The following is a 15893-nucleotide window of genomic DNA, read 5'->3' on the forward strand; positions in this document are numbered from 1 at the left end:
AAAACCGTATTCGTGGGCCGCCGCACAGCCCTCTGGCGGTGGCCTGCACCCATTTTTGTGCAGCGACGAACGCGAGGCCCTGATAAGTCCCCGTTGCCGCCTCGGCGGACCGTCGGGCAAGGCCCTCGAGGGCGCCCGCTTCTTCGCCCGGCAGGACTCCCAGCACGCTGCTGCATGCCGGTCAGTCGGAGCCGTGACCGCTACGTACTACGCCGACGGCGGGCGCGAGAGGCTCAGGGAAGCCGCCGTCCCATCTTCGCTGAATGCCGGTTGTGTCCCTTTGTGTCCCACCACTCTTCGAGATGTGCATGGACGAGGTGCACTAGCTGCCGCAGTCGGTCGGGAGAGGGTGCAGGCGAGGTGAGCACATCGACCCAGGACTTGTCGCCCCAGGGTAGAGCGACCACCCAGCGCTCATCCGGGCGGCCTTGGCGGCCCACAGTGAGCCAGTACGTCAACGTCACGCTGCGGTCCGGATGGTGCTCGACCGACATCTTGTTGACGTCGAAACGGAGTCCGTCAGCGGTGACGTACGACCGACTCAGGGCCTGCTCGGCTTGTGTCTGTTCTCCCACAGGGGCCAACCACCCTTTCACCTCGTCCCACGCCCCCACACGGCGTCTAGCAGGCAGCAGCGCTGGCGACTGCCGGCTGATCGACCTTGTAGGCCGTCAGGAGGTCGTTAGTCCCGGCCGGGGTACCGATGATGGTGCGGAACTTCTCCACTCGCGGGCACTGATTGAGGTAGGTGGAGTAACCACCGCGCCCATTGGGGTCCCCGGACCAGATGGCAGCGCTTATCTTCCGGTCCATCGTGCTGTTCCAGCCGTGCCTCAGCTTAATGTGCTTCCAGCCCCACGTGTTTGTGCCACAGCGCAGGGTGAAGAACTGGGGCCCTCGGTAGTACTTCTTCAGGATGTAGGTGCGGCTGTGGCTCCTGCATGTGGCGTCAAAGCTGTCGGCAGATGCTGTGACGGTCTCCCCGGAGGCGGAGGATGCGGCAGATGCGGAACCGGCTGCCGGGATCAGCAGGGCCGACATGGCGACAGCAGCAGACAGCACTGCCTTGACGGAAGTGTTGAGAAGCATGCGTTCCCCTCTGTTCTCCCCGTGGTCAGCGGAGAGTTGGTGTGAAGCACCTCATTGGTGACGCCGTTTGACCGTTTCATCGCTGACTGCACACCGTCAACCTAAATACATGCCAGACCGTCCAACTGCAGGTTTCACAGCACCGATCAGGCCATCCCTCACACCACGCACCCGCGACTTCGGCTTCGCCGCTGACGACGTCTCCTCCGTATCTGCCTGGGGTGCACGGGGCGTCCGCCGCAGATGTCGTTCAGCCGCGCGGCCAGATCGCCGCTCGCTTGCCGGATCGCGTCTGGCGTTAACCTGCGCGTTTCACTTGCCACGGTGTCCGAATCTTGAGCGGGAAAGCGAAAGTGCCTTCTGAGCTGGGACGATGAGGCTTGTCTAAGGTCTCCGTCGTTCCAGCAGGAAGGCACTTTCTGCGTGCACACTACCGCCTCGCGCCCCAGGCTCGTCGTCTCGTCCGACGGGCGCGGGGTGATCAACCATGCTGGGGCCCGCCTGCTGGCCGATCTCGCCGATGCCACCGGCCTGACCGCATCCTTCACCGACGCGCTGCGTCGGCTGCGGCCACGCGGCACCGGGCACGCCCCTGGAAGAATCGCGGTGGATCTGGCGGTGATGCTCGCCGACGGCGGCGAGGCCATCACGGACCTGGCTCTACTGCGCGATCAGGCCGGGGTGTTCGGTCCGGTGGCCTCCACTGCGACCGCCTGGCGGCTGCTGGCCGGCATCGATCCGGCCGCCCTCGCGGCACTCGGGCGGCCCGCGCCGCCGCCCGCGATACCGCCTGGATGCAGGCCGCCGACACCGGCCCTGGGAGACCCGCGGCCCACGCGGGCGGACGCGACCTTGCGGGGCCGGTCCTGGACATCGACGCCACACTCGTCACCTGCCACTCCGAGAAGGAGCAGACGGCGGCCACCTATAAACGCGGCTTCGGCTACCACCCGCTGCTGTGCTTCCTGGACAACACCGGCGAAGCCCTGGCCGGAGTGCTGCGGCCGGGCAACGCCGGAGCCAACACCGCCGCCGATCACATCGCCGTTCTCGAGCAGGCCCTGGCCCAGCTTCCCGACGCCCACCGCCGCGGCACCGACATCCTCATCCGCACCGACAGCGCCGGAGGCGCGAAGGCATTCCTGACCCACTTGCGCAGCTTGCGCTCGCACGGCATCCACACGTTCTTCTCGGTCGGTCATCCCGTCACCGAACCAGTCCGCCGCGCGATCCGCGCCCTGCCCGAACACCTCTGGTATCCCGCGCTGGAGCAGGACGGATCCCTGCGCATCGGCGCGGAGGTCGCCGAGCTGACCGGCCTTGTGGACCTGGACGGCTACCCCGACGGCACCCGGGTCATCGTGCGGCGTGAGCGCCCGCATCCCGGCGCCCAACTGACTCTGTTCGACCTCGACGAAGGCCTGCGCCACCAGGTCTTCCTCACCGACACCCCCTACGACGAAGGCTCCTTGCAGCACCTGGAAGTCCGCCACCGGGCGCACGCCCGCGTCGAGGACCGCATCCGCTGCGGCAAGACCACCGGCTTGGGCCGCTTCCCCGCCCGCCACTTCGCCATCAACCAAGCGTGGCTGGAGTTGTCTCTGACCGCCGTCGACCTGCTCGCCTGGATGCGCACTCTGCTACTGGAAGGCGAACTGGCCGCCGCCGAGCCGAAGAAGCTCCGCTACCGGCTGCTGCACGCAGCCGCCCGCATCACCCGCGGCGGACGCCGCCTGCACCTGCGGATCTCCGCAACCTGGCCCTGGCGAAACGAGCTGACCAGCGCATCCGCCCGCCTCACGGCCCTGCCACGGCCGGCCACCTGAACCACGGCACCGTCCCTGACCACCCACGACCCGAGGACCCCGGAGCACCCGACCCGCGCGTCGGGCCCCAGCCATGCCCGACCAGCCATGAGCAACCGACACCACCACTTCACCGCGATCCGACCAGCTCAGCCACGCGAAGCGAAACAGGGAGGCTAAGCGGGCCACGGCTTTCTTCGCGCAGGAGACCCGGTGACGGTCCACCCGTTCATCGAGGCGGAGAAGCAGGCAGGCCACAACGTCAAGCGAGCGTGTGAGCTGCTCAAGGTCTCCCGTGCCTGTCCCGCTCGGAAATACGATTCTGAGCCTGGCCTGTAGCTTCTCCATGTGGGGCAAAGGCCTCCGCGGCGCCTGGGATGATCCTTCGATGCCGCCGTCGATCGTCACCGCACTGGTCCGGAATCTGATCAGAGTGCCTGCCGCCGTGCTGCGCAGCCGGGTGGCCAAGGATGCGGAGGTGCTGGCGTTGCGGCACGAGAACGCGGTGCTGCGCCGCCAGATCGCTCGGGTCCGCTACGAGTCCGCCGACCAGATCTGGCTGGCCGTCCTTTCCCGGCTGGTCCCGCGGGAGCGCCGGCGTCAGGTCTTCGCGGTCACGCCGACCACGCTGCTGGCCTGGCACCGACGCCTGGTCTCCCGGAAGTGGACATTCACCGAGCGTCGCCACCCGGGACGGCCCCCGACTGCGCCCACCGTCAGGCAGCTCATCTTGCGTCTGGCGCGCGAGAACAGCACCCGGGGCCACCGCCGCATACAGGGCGAGCTCGTCCGCCTTGGCTACTCCATCGCCCCGTCCACCGTATGGGAGATCCTGCAGTCCTCGGGAGTTGACCCCGCGCCGCATCGATCCGGCCCTACTTGGCGTCAGTTCCTCACCACCCAGGCCCACGGCATCATCGCCGTCGACTTCCTGCACCTCGACACCGTGGCGTTGGGGCGCCTGTACGCCCTGGTCTTCATCGAGCACGGCACTCGCCGACTACACCTCGCCGGCGTCACCGCCCACCCCACCGCGCAGTGGGCCGTCCAGCAGGCGAGGAATCTCGCCATGACGTTGGGGTGCCGGATGGACTCGCTGCGCTTTCTGCTGCGGGACCGGGATGCGAAGTACACCGACGCCTTCGACGCCGTCTTCCAGGCCGACGACGTGCAGATCCTGCTCAGCCCGCCGCAGGCACCGAGAGCGAACGCGATCTGCGAGAGAGCCGTGGGCACCCTCCGGCGCGAGCTCCTCGACCGGATCCTGATCTACAACGAGGCCCACGCCCAAGCGGTCCTGGCCGAGTACATCCGGCACTACAACCAGCACCGCCCCCACCAGTCCCGGCGGCAACTGCCCCCGGACAGCACCAAACCATCCCCTCCAGCCACCGTCACCGACCTCCAGGCCCACCGAATCCGGCGACAACCCCTCCTCGGCGGCCTGATCAACCAGTACCAGAGGACCGCCTGACCGAACGCCCTCGCCACAGCTCACAGCACCGAATCGTATTTTCGAGCGACACACGCTCGGGATACGGCGCGCAAGTTCCTCTGCGAGTACCTCCACCAGCCCCCACCCGGGCAGCTGCGGCCTGGTGAAGGCGTCATGAATTGACTGGAGCTGGCCACTCCGCTGCCGAGGGCACGAGCCAGCTCGCGCACCGAAGGCCATCCGGCCCGCCGGTGCAGGGCGTGCAGCTCGTCGTTGAACTGCCCTGCGGCACCTGGTCGGCACCGACGTGAACATGGCCTTCGCCGTCGGCGCCAACGGCCTGGTCGTCGGCCTCGGTGCGCCGACGCACGTCAAGGCGCCGGTGTTCGACCCGAAGTTGCCCGGCTCGTGGCTGGTGGATCTTCCCACGTCGACCTGTCGAGGGTGAAGGTCGGCAAGGAGTGGGTGGAGCTGGACGCCGGTCAGCTGCCCAGCCTGTTCACGCCGAAGGGCGAGAGGCCAAGGACGACCTGACCGCCTTCGCGGCCTTCCCGGAACGACATTGGAAGAAGATCCGATCAAGCGCCGCACCGACGTCGTTCAGGTCTTCCCGAACGACGACGCGCTCCTGCGGCTGGTCACCGCCGTGCTCTTCGAGATGCACGACGAATGGATCGCTTCCCCCGCCGCTACCTACCCGAGGGCAGCATGGAGCAGATCTACCCCGCCGAGCGGACTCGCGACGAACTACCGCCCACCACACGACCGTTGGCGCACGACCGCTCCGCCACTACACGGGACATGACCGCCCTGGTGGGAGGCGGTGTGCGGGGTACTGCTGCGGCGATTGAGGCTGGGCCGGGCCGGTCGGCGACCGCGCACAGGCGTCGACGGAGGAACTGGTTGAGCGCTGGACGCTGCCGAAGTCCGATCATCTGGAACACGACGACGGTTGCCGGTCCGCGGCTGCCGAGCCGGTTTCGGGGCTGCCGGGCTCTGCCACATCAGGCTCCGGGTCCGTCGGCGAGATCGTTCAGGGCCGCGGCGATGCGCCCGAGTCGGCTGCGGTCGACGGAGTAGAGGACGTAGTAGCCCTCGCGGTGGCTGGTCAGCAGCCCTGCTTGGGTCATCTGCTGGAGGTGGCGGGAGACCACAGACGCCGAGAGGCCCAGGAGGGTGGCGAGTTCCTGGGTGCTTCGGCTCTGTCCGGCGAGGGACTCGGCGATCTCCAGGCGCGGCGCGGCGGCCAGGGCTCGCAGGGCGGTGAGCAGTTCTTCGCGGCCGGCGGAGGTGGGCTGCGGGGCGAGCGGGGCCGCGGGGTAGGTCACCCGCAGGGGCCAGGGGGCGTCGCAGGTGACGCGGACGTGCGGCCATACGTAGTGGCTGGCGGTGAACGTCACCGGACGGGCGGGGGTGACGGTGATGTCGTGGTCATGCGGGCGGTCCAGGCTCAGCAGCCGCTTACCGGGGTCCAGGCGGATCTGCGGGAGCAGGCTGCGCAGCATGGAAAAGACGCCGGCGACGGCGATCCGGCGTCCGGCGCGGGTGAGTTCGTCGTGCAGTACGGGCTCGAGGCGTCCCCACTCGGTGGCGAAGGCGCTGTCCCAGTAGTCCGCCAGAACGGTGAGCGCGGCCTCCACGGCTGGAGCCGGGTCGGCGAGGACGTGGCGCAGCCGCTCGGCCCGGGCGGGGTCGGAGCGGTCGAGGTCAGCGAGGGCCGCGTCCCGCACGGAGGGGTCGGTGACGAGGTCGCGGCCGTAGCGGGTGGTGTCGACGAGGGTCTGGGACAGCTCGGTGGCGAGGTGTTCCGGGGGGACGGTGCGGACCGCGGCCAGTTGGCCGGCGAAATCCGCCTCGGGGGCGTCGGCGCCTGCCTCGAAGAAGGCGGGGATGTAGTCGGCCACCATCCAGCCGTGTTCGCGCAGTTCCCGGCGGAGCGCGGCGGGCAGCTCGCGGCACCGGCGCACCCAGGGAAGGTGCAGTGCGTGGTGCCCCGGGGCGGTCAGCACGTGCCAGGAATGGACGGCCTCCAGCAGGGGGGACACGGTCAGGGCCAGGTCTTCCTCGGCCGTTCCGCCGAACCGCACAGTGATCACGATTGCAGGATTTCACAATCAGTTGATCGGTTCTGTCCCGGTGTCCGAAGCTCGTGGTCGCACGCCCTCACCCGGCGCGGGCAGTGCCTGTTGACGCGCTGGCATCAACCTGACGGGAGACGACAGACCCATGGTGTCCACCGAGAGCATGCTGGCGTTCGCGGCGGTGTCCCTGCTGGTGATCGCGGTACCGGGGCCGAGCGTCCTGTTCGTCGTCGGACGCGCCCTCGCCCACGGCCGCCGCACCGCGATGGCGACGGTCATGGGCAACGTCCTCGGCGCCTACGCCCTGATCACCGCCGTCGCCCTGGGCCTGGGCAACCTGGTGCAGAGCTCGGTGACGCTGCTCATCGCGGTGAAGCTCGCCGGAGCCGCCTACCTCGTCCATCTCGGCGTGCAGGCCGTCCGCCACCGCGAGCAACTGCACGCGGCTGGCCTGACCGCCCCGGCCGGCGCCTGGCGCAGTGACCTGCGCACAGTCGTGGACGGCCTGTTCGTGGGCGTCACCAACCCCAAGGGCTTCGTCTTCTTCGCCGCGGTGCTGCCGCAGTTCGTGAACCACTCCGCAGGCCACATCCCCCGGCAGATGATGGTGCTGGGCCTGGTCCCGGCGGCCATCGGTCTCCTCTCGGACACCGCGTGGGGCCTGTCCGCCTCCGCAGCCCGTACCTGGTTCGCCCGCTCCGAGGGCCGCATGGCGATGATCGCTGGCGCGGGCGGCATTGCCATGATCGGCCTCGGCGTCAGCGTCGGCGCCACGTGTTGCGGCACATGAGCGCGGCCCGGCGCTTCCGGCGGCCGTGCCGGGGCTCTTGGGCGATTTATGGCAGAGGGTCGACGAGGTAGCGCTGGATGGTGGGGGCGAGGAGGTCGGTGACGGCGTCGGCGGGGAGGGCTGCGATATCGCCGACCTGCCAGATGTAGCGGTTCATGATCATGCCGTCGATCTGGGTGGCGATGAGGCTGGCGCGCAGGTTGCGTTCGGTGTCGGGCAGGCTGTGGGAGACGACGGCCAGGACGAGTTCGGAGAACAACTGGCGCAGGCGTTCCAGGGCGGCGGGTTCCTGGGCGGCGGTGAGGATAATCGACCGCAGGATCTCGGCGGAGGCGGCGTCTTCCCACAGTCGCAGGGTGGCCTGCACGAACGCGCGTCCTCGCTCGTGCAGGGGCTGTTCCGCGGCGGCGGCCACCGTCGCGCCGAATGCCTCGGGGGGTTGCATGACCGCTTCCAGCAGCCCGGTCTTGGTGCGGAAGTAGTAGAGCACGAGACCGGGGTCCACGCCGGCGTCCTGGGCGACCGAGCGGAGTGAGGTCGCCGCGTAGCCGCGGGTGGCGAAGGCTCTGCGGGCCGCGGCGATGATCTTGTCGGCCTGCTCTCCGCGTTCCCCTCGGGGGCCTCGCCCGCTCACAGCGCATCACCTTCCACGCTAGTTCGAAGAGGACTGCCCTTGCCGTCCCGCTAGTTTCATCATACGCTGAAATTAGTTTCCACAGATGGTGAAATTGGGGGTTGGTGTCATGCGCACGATCAAGAACGAGTGCATCACGGCGTCCGACGGAACCCGGCTCTACGCCGACGTGTACCTGCCCGAGGGGGAGGGCCCGTTCCCCGCGCTGTACGCGGTGGCGCCGTACCAGAAGGACCTGCTCTACCTCCCGCCGGTGTCGGTGTTCCGGTTCATCGAGACCGGTCCGCTCGACTACTGGACCGGCCACGGTTACGCGGTCGTGGTCGGCGACCAGCGCGGCACCGGCAGGTCCGAGGGGGAGTTCGAGCTGTTCGGGCCCGCCGAGCAGCGCGACTGCTACGACACCATCGAGTGGATCGCCTCGCGCCCCTGGTCGACCGGGAAGATCTCGATGGCCGGGGAGAGCGCCTACAGCGTGAACCAGTGGCTGGCCGCCGCGCAGCGCCCGCCGCACCTGACCTGTGCGCTCATCTACAACGGGTTCACGGACCTCTACCACGACGCGGTCTACCACGGCGGGGTCTACTCCATGAACTTCCTCGCGTTCTGGTCGACCGAGCACCTCCGGGCTGCCGCCACCCTCGGCGCCACCCCGCCCCGGCCCGGCGGCATCGCCGCCGACGTCATCGGCATAACCCTGGACCGGCCCGTCTTCGACGACTGGTGGGACCAGCGAGCGGTGAAGGTCGAGGACATCGACATCCCGGTGCTCAACGTCGCCTGGTGGTACAGCATCGGCCTGCACCTGCACGGTCAGCTCGACGGCTACGAGCGACTCAGCGGCGCCGACAAGCGGCTGGTCGTGCTGGCCGGCACCGACAGCCACGAGCGTTACTACCAGCCCGAGTTCCTCGACACCTACATCCGCCCCTGGTACGACCACTGGCTCAAGGGCATCGACAACGGGGTCATGGACGGCCCGCCCGTCCGGCTCCAGATCGGCAACGCCGGCAGTCGACTGCGCGAAGAGCCCGAGTGGCCGCTCCAGCGCGCCGTACCGACCCCGTTCTACCTGAGCCCCGAGCCCGCGGGCGCCGTCCGCTCACTCAACGACGGCAGCCTCACCACCGCGCCGCCCACCGCGGCGACCGGAGGGCCGACCGCCTACGACTTCCCCAACCCCGAATGGACGGTGGGCACCACCGTCATCACCGACGGCATCCCCCAACCCACCAGCGGCATCCTCACGTTCACCACTCCGCCGCTGGAACACGACACCGAGGTCACCGGGAAGATCACCCTCGTGCTGTACGCGGAGACGGACCAGAGCGACACCGACTTCCACGTCAAGATCTCCGAGCAGAAGGCCGTTCCGAAGCTCAAGGAGGCGCTGATGCGCAGGATTGCCAAGAACGTACCGCCGCCCTTTGCGATGGTCACCCGCGGCTGGCTGAAGGCCTCTCACCGCACCCAGCCGCCCCAGCCGGTCGAGCCGGGGGCCGTCGTCCGCTACGAGATCGAGGTCTGGCCGACCTCCTACCTCTTTCGCAAGGGCAGCCGCATCCGGCTGGAGATCGCCAACGGCGACTCCCCGGTCGCCGACGGCCTGTTCTACCACTACTACGGCCACCAGGTGGGCCGGGACCTCATCCACCACGACGCCGACCACCCATCCCACCTCATCCTGCCCCTCGTTCACTGACCCCGCCCACAACGGAGCAGCCACCATGGCCACCCCACCCTCCGCACCGACACCACCCACCCCTCGCCGCCCCACGGGCACCCCGCCCGGCTGCTGCGCGCCACTGCCGTCTTCATCGGCCTCCTCGCGAACCTCCTGTACATGCTCGCCCTCACCGGGGCGTTCGGGTACGACCTCAAGACGCCCGCGGTGTTCGGCATGCCGGTCCACTCCGTCCTGATCGGCCTGGTGAGCGCCTCCTCCATCGTCCCGACCCTGCTGGGCTGGGCGCTCCTGGAGCTGCTGGAACGGTTCTCCCCACGGCGGGCCACCGTCGTCTGGACCGTGCTCGCGGTCCTGACGCTCGTTGGCAGCCTCCCCTTCAGCGGGACCGGAATCAGCACGACCGACCGGCTCCTGCTGGCCCTGATGCACCTGATCGTCGGCGCGCTCGCGATCCCCATCTTCGTGATCACCTCGCTGCGCCGGTCCTGACGCACCACCCGCTCCCCGGACCGCACCGGTCCGGCCGGCACACCTTCACCCTGGAGACCCCCCGTGACCATGCCCTACCTCGCCCAGCCCGACCAGCAGCAGACCCTCGAATGGCTCCACGGCGGGCTGTTCACGATCCTGCTCGACAGCCAGGCCACCGAGGGCCGGCTCACCGTCGGACGGTTCGACGTCCCCAAGGACGAGGCCCCGCCCTTCCACATGCACACCCGTGAGGACGAGGTGTTCCTCCTCCTCAAGGGCGAGGCGCTCGTGTGGGTGGGCGACGAACGCCACGAACTGTCCGAGGGCGGCATCGTCTACCTGCCCCGCAACCTCCCCCACAGCTACCGCATCACCTCCGAGCGCGCGGACCTCCTGCTCATGACCACCCCCGGGGGCATCGAGGAGATGTTCCGGCACGCCGGACGCGACATCACCACCCCTCGCCCCGACGGGTTCGAGATCACCAAGGAGAAGCTCACCGAAGCCGCGGCCCTGCGCGGCAACGTCCTCCTCGGGCCGCCTCGCTGACCGGTTCACCCTCCTCTCCGCACCACTCGGTGCACAACCGCTAGGAATGACGATGACCAATCTCGCCACCCTGCTCACCGGCTCCGCGTCCGAGCACGATGACCGGATCGCGGTGCGGCACGAGAACACCGCGCTGACCTACGCCCAACTCGACGACCTCAGCGCACGGACCGCCGCGCTGCTGCGGGCCCGTGGCGTCCGCCCGGGCGACCGGGTGGCCGTGATCATGCCCAACGTGCCGCACTTCCCCGTTGTCTACTACGGCATCCTGCGCGTCGGCGCCGTCGTCGTACCGATGAACCCGCTGCTCAAGGCTCGCGAGATCGCCTTCACCCTGCGCGACTGCGGCGCTCGGACGGTGCTGGCCTCGCCGATGTCGGCGGCCGAGGCCGCCATAGCGGCCAGCGCCGCCGGAACCGGCTGGCTGGTCGTCGATCCGGCCGACTTCGACGCACGGCTCGAGCGCACCGAACCGCTGCCCGCCGTCGTCGACACCGATGACGCCGACCTGGCGGTCATCCTCTACACGTCGGGCACCACCGGCACACCCAAAGGTGCCGAGCTGACGCACCGCAACCTGCTCAGCAACACCGCCACCGCCGTGGAGACGCTGTTCCATGTCGCCCCCGACGACGTACTCTTCGGCGGCCTGCCCCTGTTCCACGCCTTCGGCCAAACCTGCGGCCTCAACACGGCCGTGGCAGCAGGGGCCACCCTGACCCTGCTCACGCGCTTCGATCCGGCGGCGGCACTGGAGACCATCCGCCGGGACGGTGTCACCGTCTTCTTCGGCGTCCCGACCATGTACGCAGCACTCCTGAACGCCGAACTCCCCGACGGCTTCGACGCCGCCCGCCTGCGCCTGGCCGTCTCCGGCGGCGCCTCCCTCCCGGTCGAGGTGCTGCACGGCTTCGAGCGGCGTTTCGGGGTCGACGTGCTCGAGGGCTACGGCCTGTCCGAGACGTCGCCAGTGGCCGCCTTCAACCCGCCGGACCGCCCGCGCAAGCCCGGCTCCATCGGTCTGCCCGTGCGCGGCGTCGAGCTGCGCCTGGTGGGACGGGACGGTACGACGACCGGGCCGGGCGAGGTCGGCGAGATCGCGGTCCGCGGCGAGAACGTGATGGCCGGCTACCACAACCAGCCGCGCGCCACCGCGAACGCGATCCGCGACGGCTGGTTCCACACCGGCGACCTCGCCCGGGTGGACGAGGACGGCTACTACTTCATCGTCGACCGCACGAAGGACGTGATCATCCGCGGCGGCTACAACGTCTACCCGCGCGAAGTCGAGGAGGTCCTGTACACGCATCCGGCAGTCGCCGAGGCCGCTGTCGTCGGCGTGCCGGACCCGCTGCTCGGAGAGGAGGTCGCGGCGGTGGTGGTCCTCAAGCCCGGGGCACACGCCACCGTCGAGGAGATCCGTGACCACGCGAAGGCACAGGTGGCCGCCTACAAGTACCCACGGGTGGTCACGCTCACCGACGCCCTGCCCAAGGGGCCGACCGGCAAGATCCTCAAGCGCGAGATCGTCATCGCCCCGGCTGCGGCCTGACCCGGTCCGGCGCCACTGTACGCGTGGGGCGAGCACGCCGTGCGGACCCTCCCCACCGTTCTCACCGGCGGCATCAAGGCAACTGCGGCCGACTCCGCGCAGCGTTGACCCGCCTGCCGGTCCGCGCCGCCTTCCGGCTGTGGGAGCTGTCCCAGAAGCTCACCGGCGTTCCATTCCGGCTGTCCGACGATGCCGCCTGCCTCCCCTGCCCAAGGGCCCTGGACGAACGAATCGGATGTCCAGGCATGACAGAGCATCCGACGACCACCCACCCGCACGCCGGGCACCGGGTTGCCGTTGTCACTCACTCAACTGACGTCCTTTCAGGCGCCCGGCGCAGCCCCGGGGCACTGCTCCATGTCACGTCCACCACGTCCACCGAATCGAGGTTCCGTCATGCCCGGCATCCGTCTGATCGCGGCTCTGGCCCCCCTGTCGCTGCTGGTGATCTCCGCCGTGGGCACCTAGTGGGTGCTGCGCCGGGAGCGTCGCCGCCCGTCGTCGTACATCCGCCACGGGGTGCCGGTGCAGCAGGATGGTGAGCCGCCGCTCGAGGAGTGGCGGCGGATGCCCACGCGTGCGCGGTGACCCCGCGCTGACGTGTCAGAGCCGCTGTGGCGGCTGGTCGAATAGTACGGCGTCACCGTCCGGCACGCCGGCCCGGTGGCGTTGACGGAACTGCTGCGCGGCACGCCCCGGACCCGTCGACGGTTACGATCTGCGCAGCCTCCGGCAGATCGCCGGGCTTGGCCCCGTCGCCCTGGTCGGCGGCTGGTTCTGGCGCCGGGAGCGGCTCGGCGCTGGCCGGAGCACCGCCTGGGAGCTGTGCGGCAGCGCCCGGCCGTGGCTTGTGACGCAACTGGTCGGCGGTGGTTGCCTGGCCGTGCCCGTGTATACCGTCGGCGGTGCCTACTGCGAGAGCGTGGACGGTAATGCGCCTTCGGTCAGCCACCCGGGGGCATGGGCTGCCGTGCCGCACGCCGGGACCATCAGGGCATACGCGCTCTATGACAGCGCGTCCGCGCCGACCAGCGGGGTTTCCGACAACGTGCGCAAGGGTGGCGACATCTCCTGTGCGACGTGTCCCGACGGCACGAGCCTCGTCACCGGCGGTTACGCCATCTCACCCATCTACAGCGTCGGCGGGACCTCCTACGACTCGGTCGACGTGAACGCCCCCTCTCCGAGTCGGCCCAATACCTGGGCAGCGAGGTCCCACGACAGCAGCGGAACCATCCAGGTATTCGCCCTGTGCCGGAAGAACAGCTGATCGGCCAGCCCTCCCGCTGGGTAAAGGGCCCGGTTCGTGAACGCGGCCGACTCGTGCTGTAGGCGGCGCCGTGCTTTCGAAGGCGCGGCGCCGAAGTCCCAGGTCAGCGCAATGGCCAAGCACCTGGACGAGCAGGTCGCCGCATTTCGCAACCGCCCCCTGAACACCGGCCCCTACGCGTTCGTCCGGGTCGATGCCCTGACCCAGAAGGTCCGCGAGGCAGGCCGCATCATCAACGTCCATGCCCTGATCGCGGTCGGCGTCAACACCGACGGCCACCGCGAGGTCCTCGGCCTGGACGTGGCCACCGCCGAGAACGGCGCCGGCTGGCCGGCCTTCCTGCGGTCACTCATCGCCCGCGGCCTGTCCGGCGTCCAACTGGTCATCTCCGACGCGCACATGGGCCTGGTCAACGCGATCGGCGCCACCCTGCCCGGCGCGAGCTGGCAGCGATGCCGCACTCACTACGCCCGCGCGTTGCTGAGCCAGGTCCCCAAGCCGGCCCAGCCGTGGGTGGCCACGCTGCTGCGGACCATCTTCGAACAGCCCGACGCCGACGCGGTCCAGGCCCAGATCCGGCACGTGCTGGACGCCCTGGAGGCCAAGTCCCCCAAGGCCGCAGGCCACTTGGACGCTGCTCAGGGCGACATGCCGGCGTTCACCGCGTTCCCGCGCGAGATCCGGCGGCAGATCTGGTCGAACAACCCGCAGGAACGCCTCAACCAGGAGATCCGCCGCCGCACGGACGTGGTCGGCATCTTCCCGGACCGCACCGCCTTGATCCGCCTGGTGGGCGCGGTCCTGGCCGAGCAGAACGATGAGTGGACAGAAGCCCGCCGCTACATGGGCCGCGAACTCCTCGCCAAGGCCCGACTCCACCCGATCGAGTCAGAAACCGACGACACCGTCCTCCCGACCGAACTCACCGCATAGCCTCAAAGACGAGATCACCGAGTGGCCGTCGATACACCACTCCAGCGGACGTGACCCCGTGTAGGCCCCCCGCCCGTCCGGGACCGGGGCGATGTCCGTCAGCCTGTGGGCGTGCCGATCTGGTTGCGTTCGAGCACGGAGCGCAGCTTCGAGATGGCGCGGACGGCGGCCGCGGCCGAGGAGCCGTCGAGCGTGTCTCCAATCAGCGCGGCGAGTCCGTTAGTGAAGGTTGGCTCCGCCGCGTCGACGAGTTGCGAGCCGTCGTCGGTCAGGGCCAGCAGGGAGGACCGGCGATCGGATGGATTCGGCTGCCGGACGACCCATCCCTGTTTCTCCAGGCGGTCGACGCCCTTGCTGGTCGCCCCGACCCCGATGGCGAACTCGGCGGCGAGGTCCGCCACACGAGATCCGGAGTGGTGGCGCAGGTAGCGCAGAAACTCGAACTGCGAGGTGACGATCCCGTGCCGCTCACGGAGACGGTCGTTGAGTGCGTTGTACAGACGTGTCTCGCACCTCACCAGATCTGCGAAGAAACCCGGAAGGTCGACCGCCTCACCGCTCGATTTAGATTCCATGGCATATAGTGTACCGGAAGCTACTTAGGGCGGGAGCACACCCATGAGCAAAGAACAGCGCGCCCGGATCGACGCGATGATGCGGCAGCCGCGGCCCGAGGGCCCCCGGTCGGTCGAGGAACTGCGCGCCGGATTCAAAGCGCTGATGGCCCAGATGATCGTGCCCGACACCATCCGGACCACGCAGACGACGCTCGGCAACCGACCCGGACTGCGTGTCGAGCCGGACAGCGGGCCCCGCGCAGGGACGATCCTGTACTTCCACGGCGGCGGCTTTGTCTTCGGCTCCCCTGAGACCGCCCTGTCGCTGACGGGACACCTCGTGGCCAAGACCGGCTTCGGCGCCTACTCGCCGGACTACCGCCTTGCCCCCGAGCACCCGTTCCCGGCCGCGATCGAAGACACCCTGAGCGCCTACTGCGAACTCCTCGACAGCGGCATGGACCCCTCGACCATCGCGTTCGCCGGCGACTCCGCCGGCGGCGGCCTCACCGTCACCACCTGCCTCGCCGCCCGTGACGCGGGCCTTCCACTTCCCGCCGCCATCGTGGCGTTCTCCCCGGGCCTCGACGCCACCCGCACGGGCGAGAGCATGCGCACCAAGGAAGGCATCGACCCGATCTTCACCCGTAAGGCCGTTGAACACACCGGGGCCATGTACCTCGCCGGAGCCGACCCCCACCAACCCCTGCTCAGCCCGGCCGTCCTCGCCGACCTGACCGGCTTCCCCCCACTGCTGATCCAGGCGGGCACCAACGAGATCCTGTTGGACGACTCCACCCGCCTCGCCGCCCACGCGAGGGCGGTCGGGGTGGACGTCATCCTGGACATCACCGCCGACGTGCCGCACGTGTTCCAGTCGTTCGCCGGCAGTCTGGACGAGGCGGACGAGGCACTGGACCGCGCGGCTCTCTTCCTCACCCAGCGCATTCACGCTCGGTAAACGGCACACACATCAGCGAGGTAGGTTCAGCCCAACGCCGTTGTGTTATGGCGTGTCTGTGCAGGTCAAGGGGCTTGAA

Annotated in this window: 12 protein-coding genes and 4 pseudogenes; 12 read left to right on the forward strand and 4 right to left on the reverse strand. The window is 69.2% G+C overall.

Features of this window, described 5'->3' with window-relative positions:
* Positions 1-621 precede the first annotated feature (621 nt).
* Complete coding sequence (locus AC5WS8_RS25315; protein ID WP_496105763.1) at positions 622-1089, reverse strand: hypothetical protein; 468 nt, start codon at positions 1087-1089, stop codon at positions 622-624.
* A 423-nt stretch (positions 1090-1512) separates the two neighbouring features.
* Between AC5WS8_RS25315 and AC5WS8_RS25320 the strand changes: the two are divergent.
* From AC5WS8_RS25320 to AC5WS8_RS25335, 4 genes and pseudogenes are all read left to right on the forward strand, one after another.
* Positions 1513-2915 (forward strand): annotated as a pseudogene (locus tag AC5WS8_RS25320) (IS1380 family transposase).
* 367 nt (positions 2916-3282) lie between these two features.
* A complete protein-coding gene (locus AC5WS8_RS25325; protein WP_496105764.1) occupies positions 3283-4368 on the forward strand; it encodes an integrase core domain-containing protein in 1086 nt (361 codons plus the stop codon).
* A 244-nt stretch (positions 4369-4612) separates the two neighbouring features.
* Positions 4613-4851, forward strand: a pseudogene (locus tag AC5WS8_RS25330) (telomere-associated protein Tap); the annotation flags it as partial.
* Positions 4845-5091, forward strand: a pseudogene (locus AC5WS8_RS25335) (transposase); the annotation flags it as partial. The pseudogenes AC5WS8_RS25330 and AC5WS8_RS25335, both read left to right, overlap by 7 nt.
* 242 nt (positions 5092-5333) lie before the next feature.
* Here the strand turns inward: AC5WS8_RS25335 and AC5WS8_RS25340 are convergent.
* The gene (locus AC5WS8_RS25340; RefSeq protein WP_496105765.1) at positions 5334-6425 is read right to left on the reverse strand and encodes an ArsR/SmtB family transcription factor; all 1092 of its coding nucleotides are present in this window, start codon (positions 6423-6425) and stop codon (positions 5334-5336) included.
* A 130-nt stretch (positions 6426-6555) separates the two neighbouring features.
* On the opposite strand from AC5WS8_RS25340, the gene AC5WS8_RS25345 reads away from it, so the two are divergent.
* Entirely contained in the window at positions 6556-7200 is a 645-nt protein-coding gene (locus AC5WS8_RS25345; RefSeq protein WP_496105766.1) for a LysE family translocator, read from the forward strand.
* A 46-nt stretch (positions 7201-7246) separates the two neighbouring features.
* Here AC5WS8_RS25345 and AC5WS8_RS25350 read toward each other — a convergent pair whose 3' ends face one another.
* On the reverse strand, positions 7247-7834 hold the full coding sequence (locus AC5WS8_RS25350; RefSeq protein ID WP_496105767.1) for a TetR/AcrR family transcriptional regulator: 588 nt from the start codon (positions 7832-7834) through the stop codon (positions 7247-7249).
* A gap of 109 nt (positions 7835-7943) precedes the next feature.
* On the opposite strand from AC5WS8_RS25350, the gene AC5WS8_RS25355 reads away from it, so the two are divergent.
* From AC5WS8_RS25355 to AC5WS8_RS25380, 6 genes and pseudogenes are all read left to right on the forward strand, one after another.
* Entirely contained in the window at positions 7944-9536 is a 1593-nt protein-coding gene (locus tag AC5WS8_RS25355) for a CocE/NonD family hydrolase (protein WP_496105768.1), read from the forward strand.
* A 93-nt stretch (positions 9537-9629) separates the two neighbouring features.
* Entirely contained in the window at positions 9630-10010 is a 381-nt protein-coding gene (locus AC5WS8_RS25360) for a DUF6069 family protein (protein ID WP_496105871.1), read from the forward strand.
* A 69-nt stretch (positions 10011-10079) separates the two neighbouring features.
* Complete coding sequence (locus tag AC5WS8_RS25365) at positions 10080-10541, forward strand: cupin domain-containing protein (RefSeq protein WP_496105872.1); 462 nt, start codon at positions 10080-10082, stop codon at positions 10539-10541.
* A 52-nt stretch (positions 10542-10593) separates the two neighbouring features.
* Positions 10594-12093 (forward strand): long-chain-fatty-acid--CoA ligase, encoded by a 1500-nt coding sequence (locus AC5WS8_RS25370; protein ID WP_496105769.1) that lies wholly within the window; start codon positions 10594-10596, stop codon positions 12091-12093.
* 883 nt (positions 12094-12976) lie between these two features.
* Entirely contained in the window at positions 12977-13363 is a 387-nt protein-coding gene (locus AC5WS8_RS25375; protein ID WP_496105770.1) for a hypothetical protein, read from the forward strand.
* A 93-nt stretch (positions 13364-13456) separates the two neighbouring features.
* Positions 13457-14296: pseudogene (locus AC5WS8_RS25380) on the forward strand (IS256 family transposase); the annotation flags it as partial.
* Between the two features lie 98 nt (positions 14297-14394).
* Here the strand turns inward: AC5WS8_RS25380 and AC5WS8_RS25385 are convergent.
* Positions 14395-14871, reverse strand: coding sequence for a MarR family winged helix-turn-helix transcriptional regulator (locus tag AC5WS8_RS25385; RefSeq protein ID WP_496105771.1), 477 nt, complete (start codon positions 14869-14871; stop codon positions 14395-14397).
* A gap of 43 nt (positions 14872-14914) precedes the next feature.
* Between AC5WS8_RS25385 and AC5WS8_RS25390 the strand changes: the two genes are divergently transcribed.
* A complete protein-coding gene (locus AC5WS8_RS25390; RefSeq protein ID WP_496105772.1) occupies positions 14915-15814 on the forward strand; it encodes an alpha/beta hydrolase in 900 nt (299 codons plus the stop codon).
* The last annotated feature ends 79 nt before the right edge of the window (positions 15815-15893 follow it).

Source organism: Streptomyces sp. PTL18 (genome assembly GCF_059510295.1).

Coding starts and splice junctions, on each gene's coding strand:
- AC5WS8_RS25345 (WP_496105766.1), top strand. CDS start 6,556: ATGGTGTCCACCGAGAGCATGCTGGCGTTCGCGGCGGTGTCCCTGCTG.
- AC5WS8_RS25355 (WP_496105768.1), top strand. CDS start 7,944: ATGCGCACGATCAAGAACGAGTGCATCACGGCGTCCGACGGAACCCGG.
- AC5WS8_RS25370 (WP_496105769.1), top strand. CDS start 10,594: ATGACCAATCTCGCCACCCTGCTCACCGGCTCCGCGTCCGAGCACGAT.
- AC5WS8_RS25390 (WP_496105772.1), top strand. CDS start 14,915: ATGAGCAAAGAACAGCGCGCCCGGATCGACGCGATGATGCGGCAGCCG.
- AC5WS8_RS25365 (WP_496105872.1), top strand. CDS start 10,080: ATGCCCTACCTCGCCCAGCCCGACCAGCAGCAGACCCTCGAATGGCTC.
- AC5WS8_RS25385 (WP_496105771.1), bottom strand. CDS start 14,871: ATGGAATCTAAATCGAGCGGTGAGGCGGTCGACCTTCCGGGTTTCTTC.
- AC5WS8_RS25325 (WP_496105764.1), top strand. CDS start 3,283: ATGCCGCCGTCGATCGTCACCGCACTGGTCCGGAATCTGATCAGAGTG.
- AC5WS8_RS25315 (WP_496105763.1), bottom strand. CDS start 1,089: ATGCTTCTCAACACTTCCGTCAAGGCAGTGCTGTCTGCTGCTGTCGCC.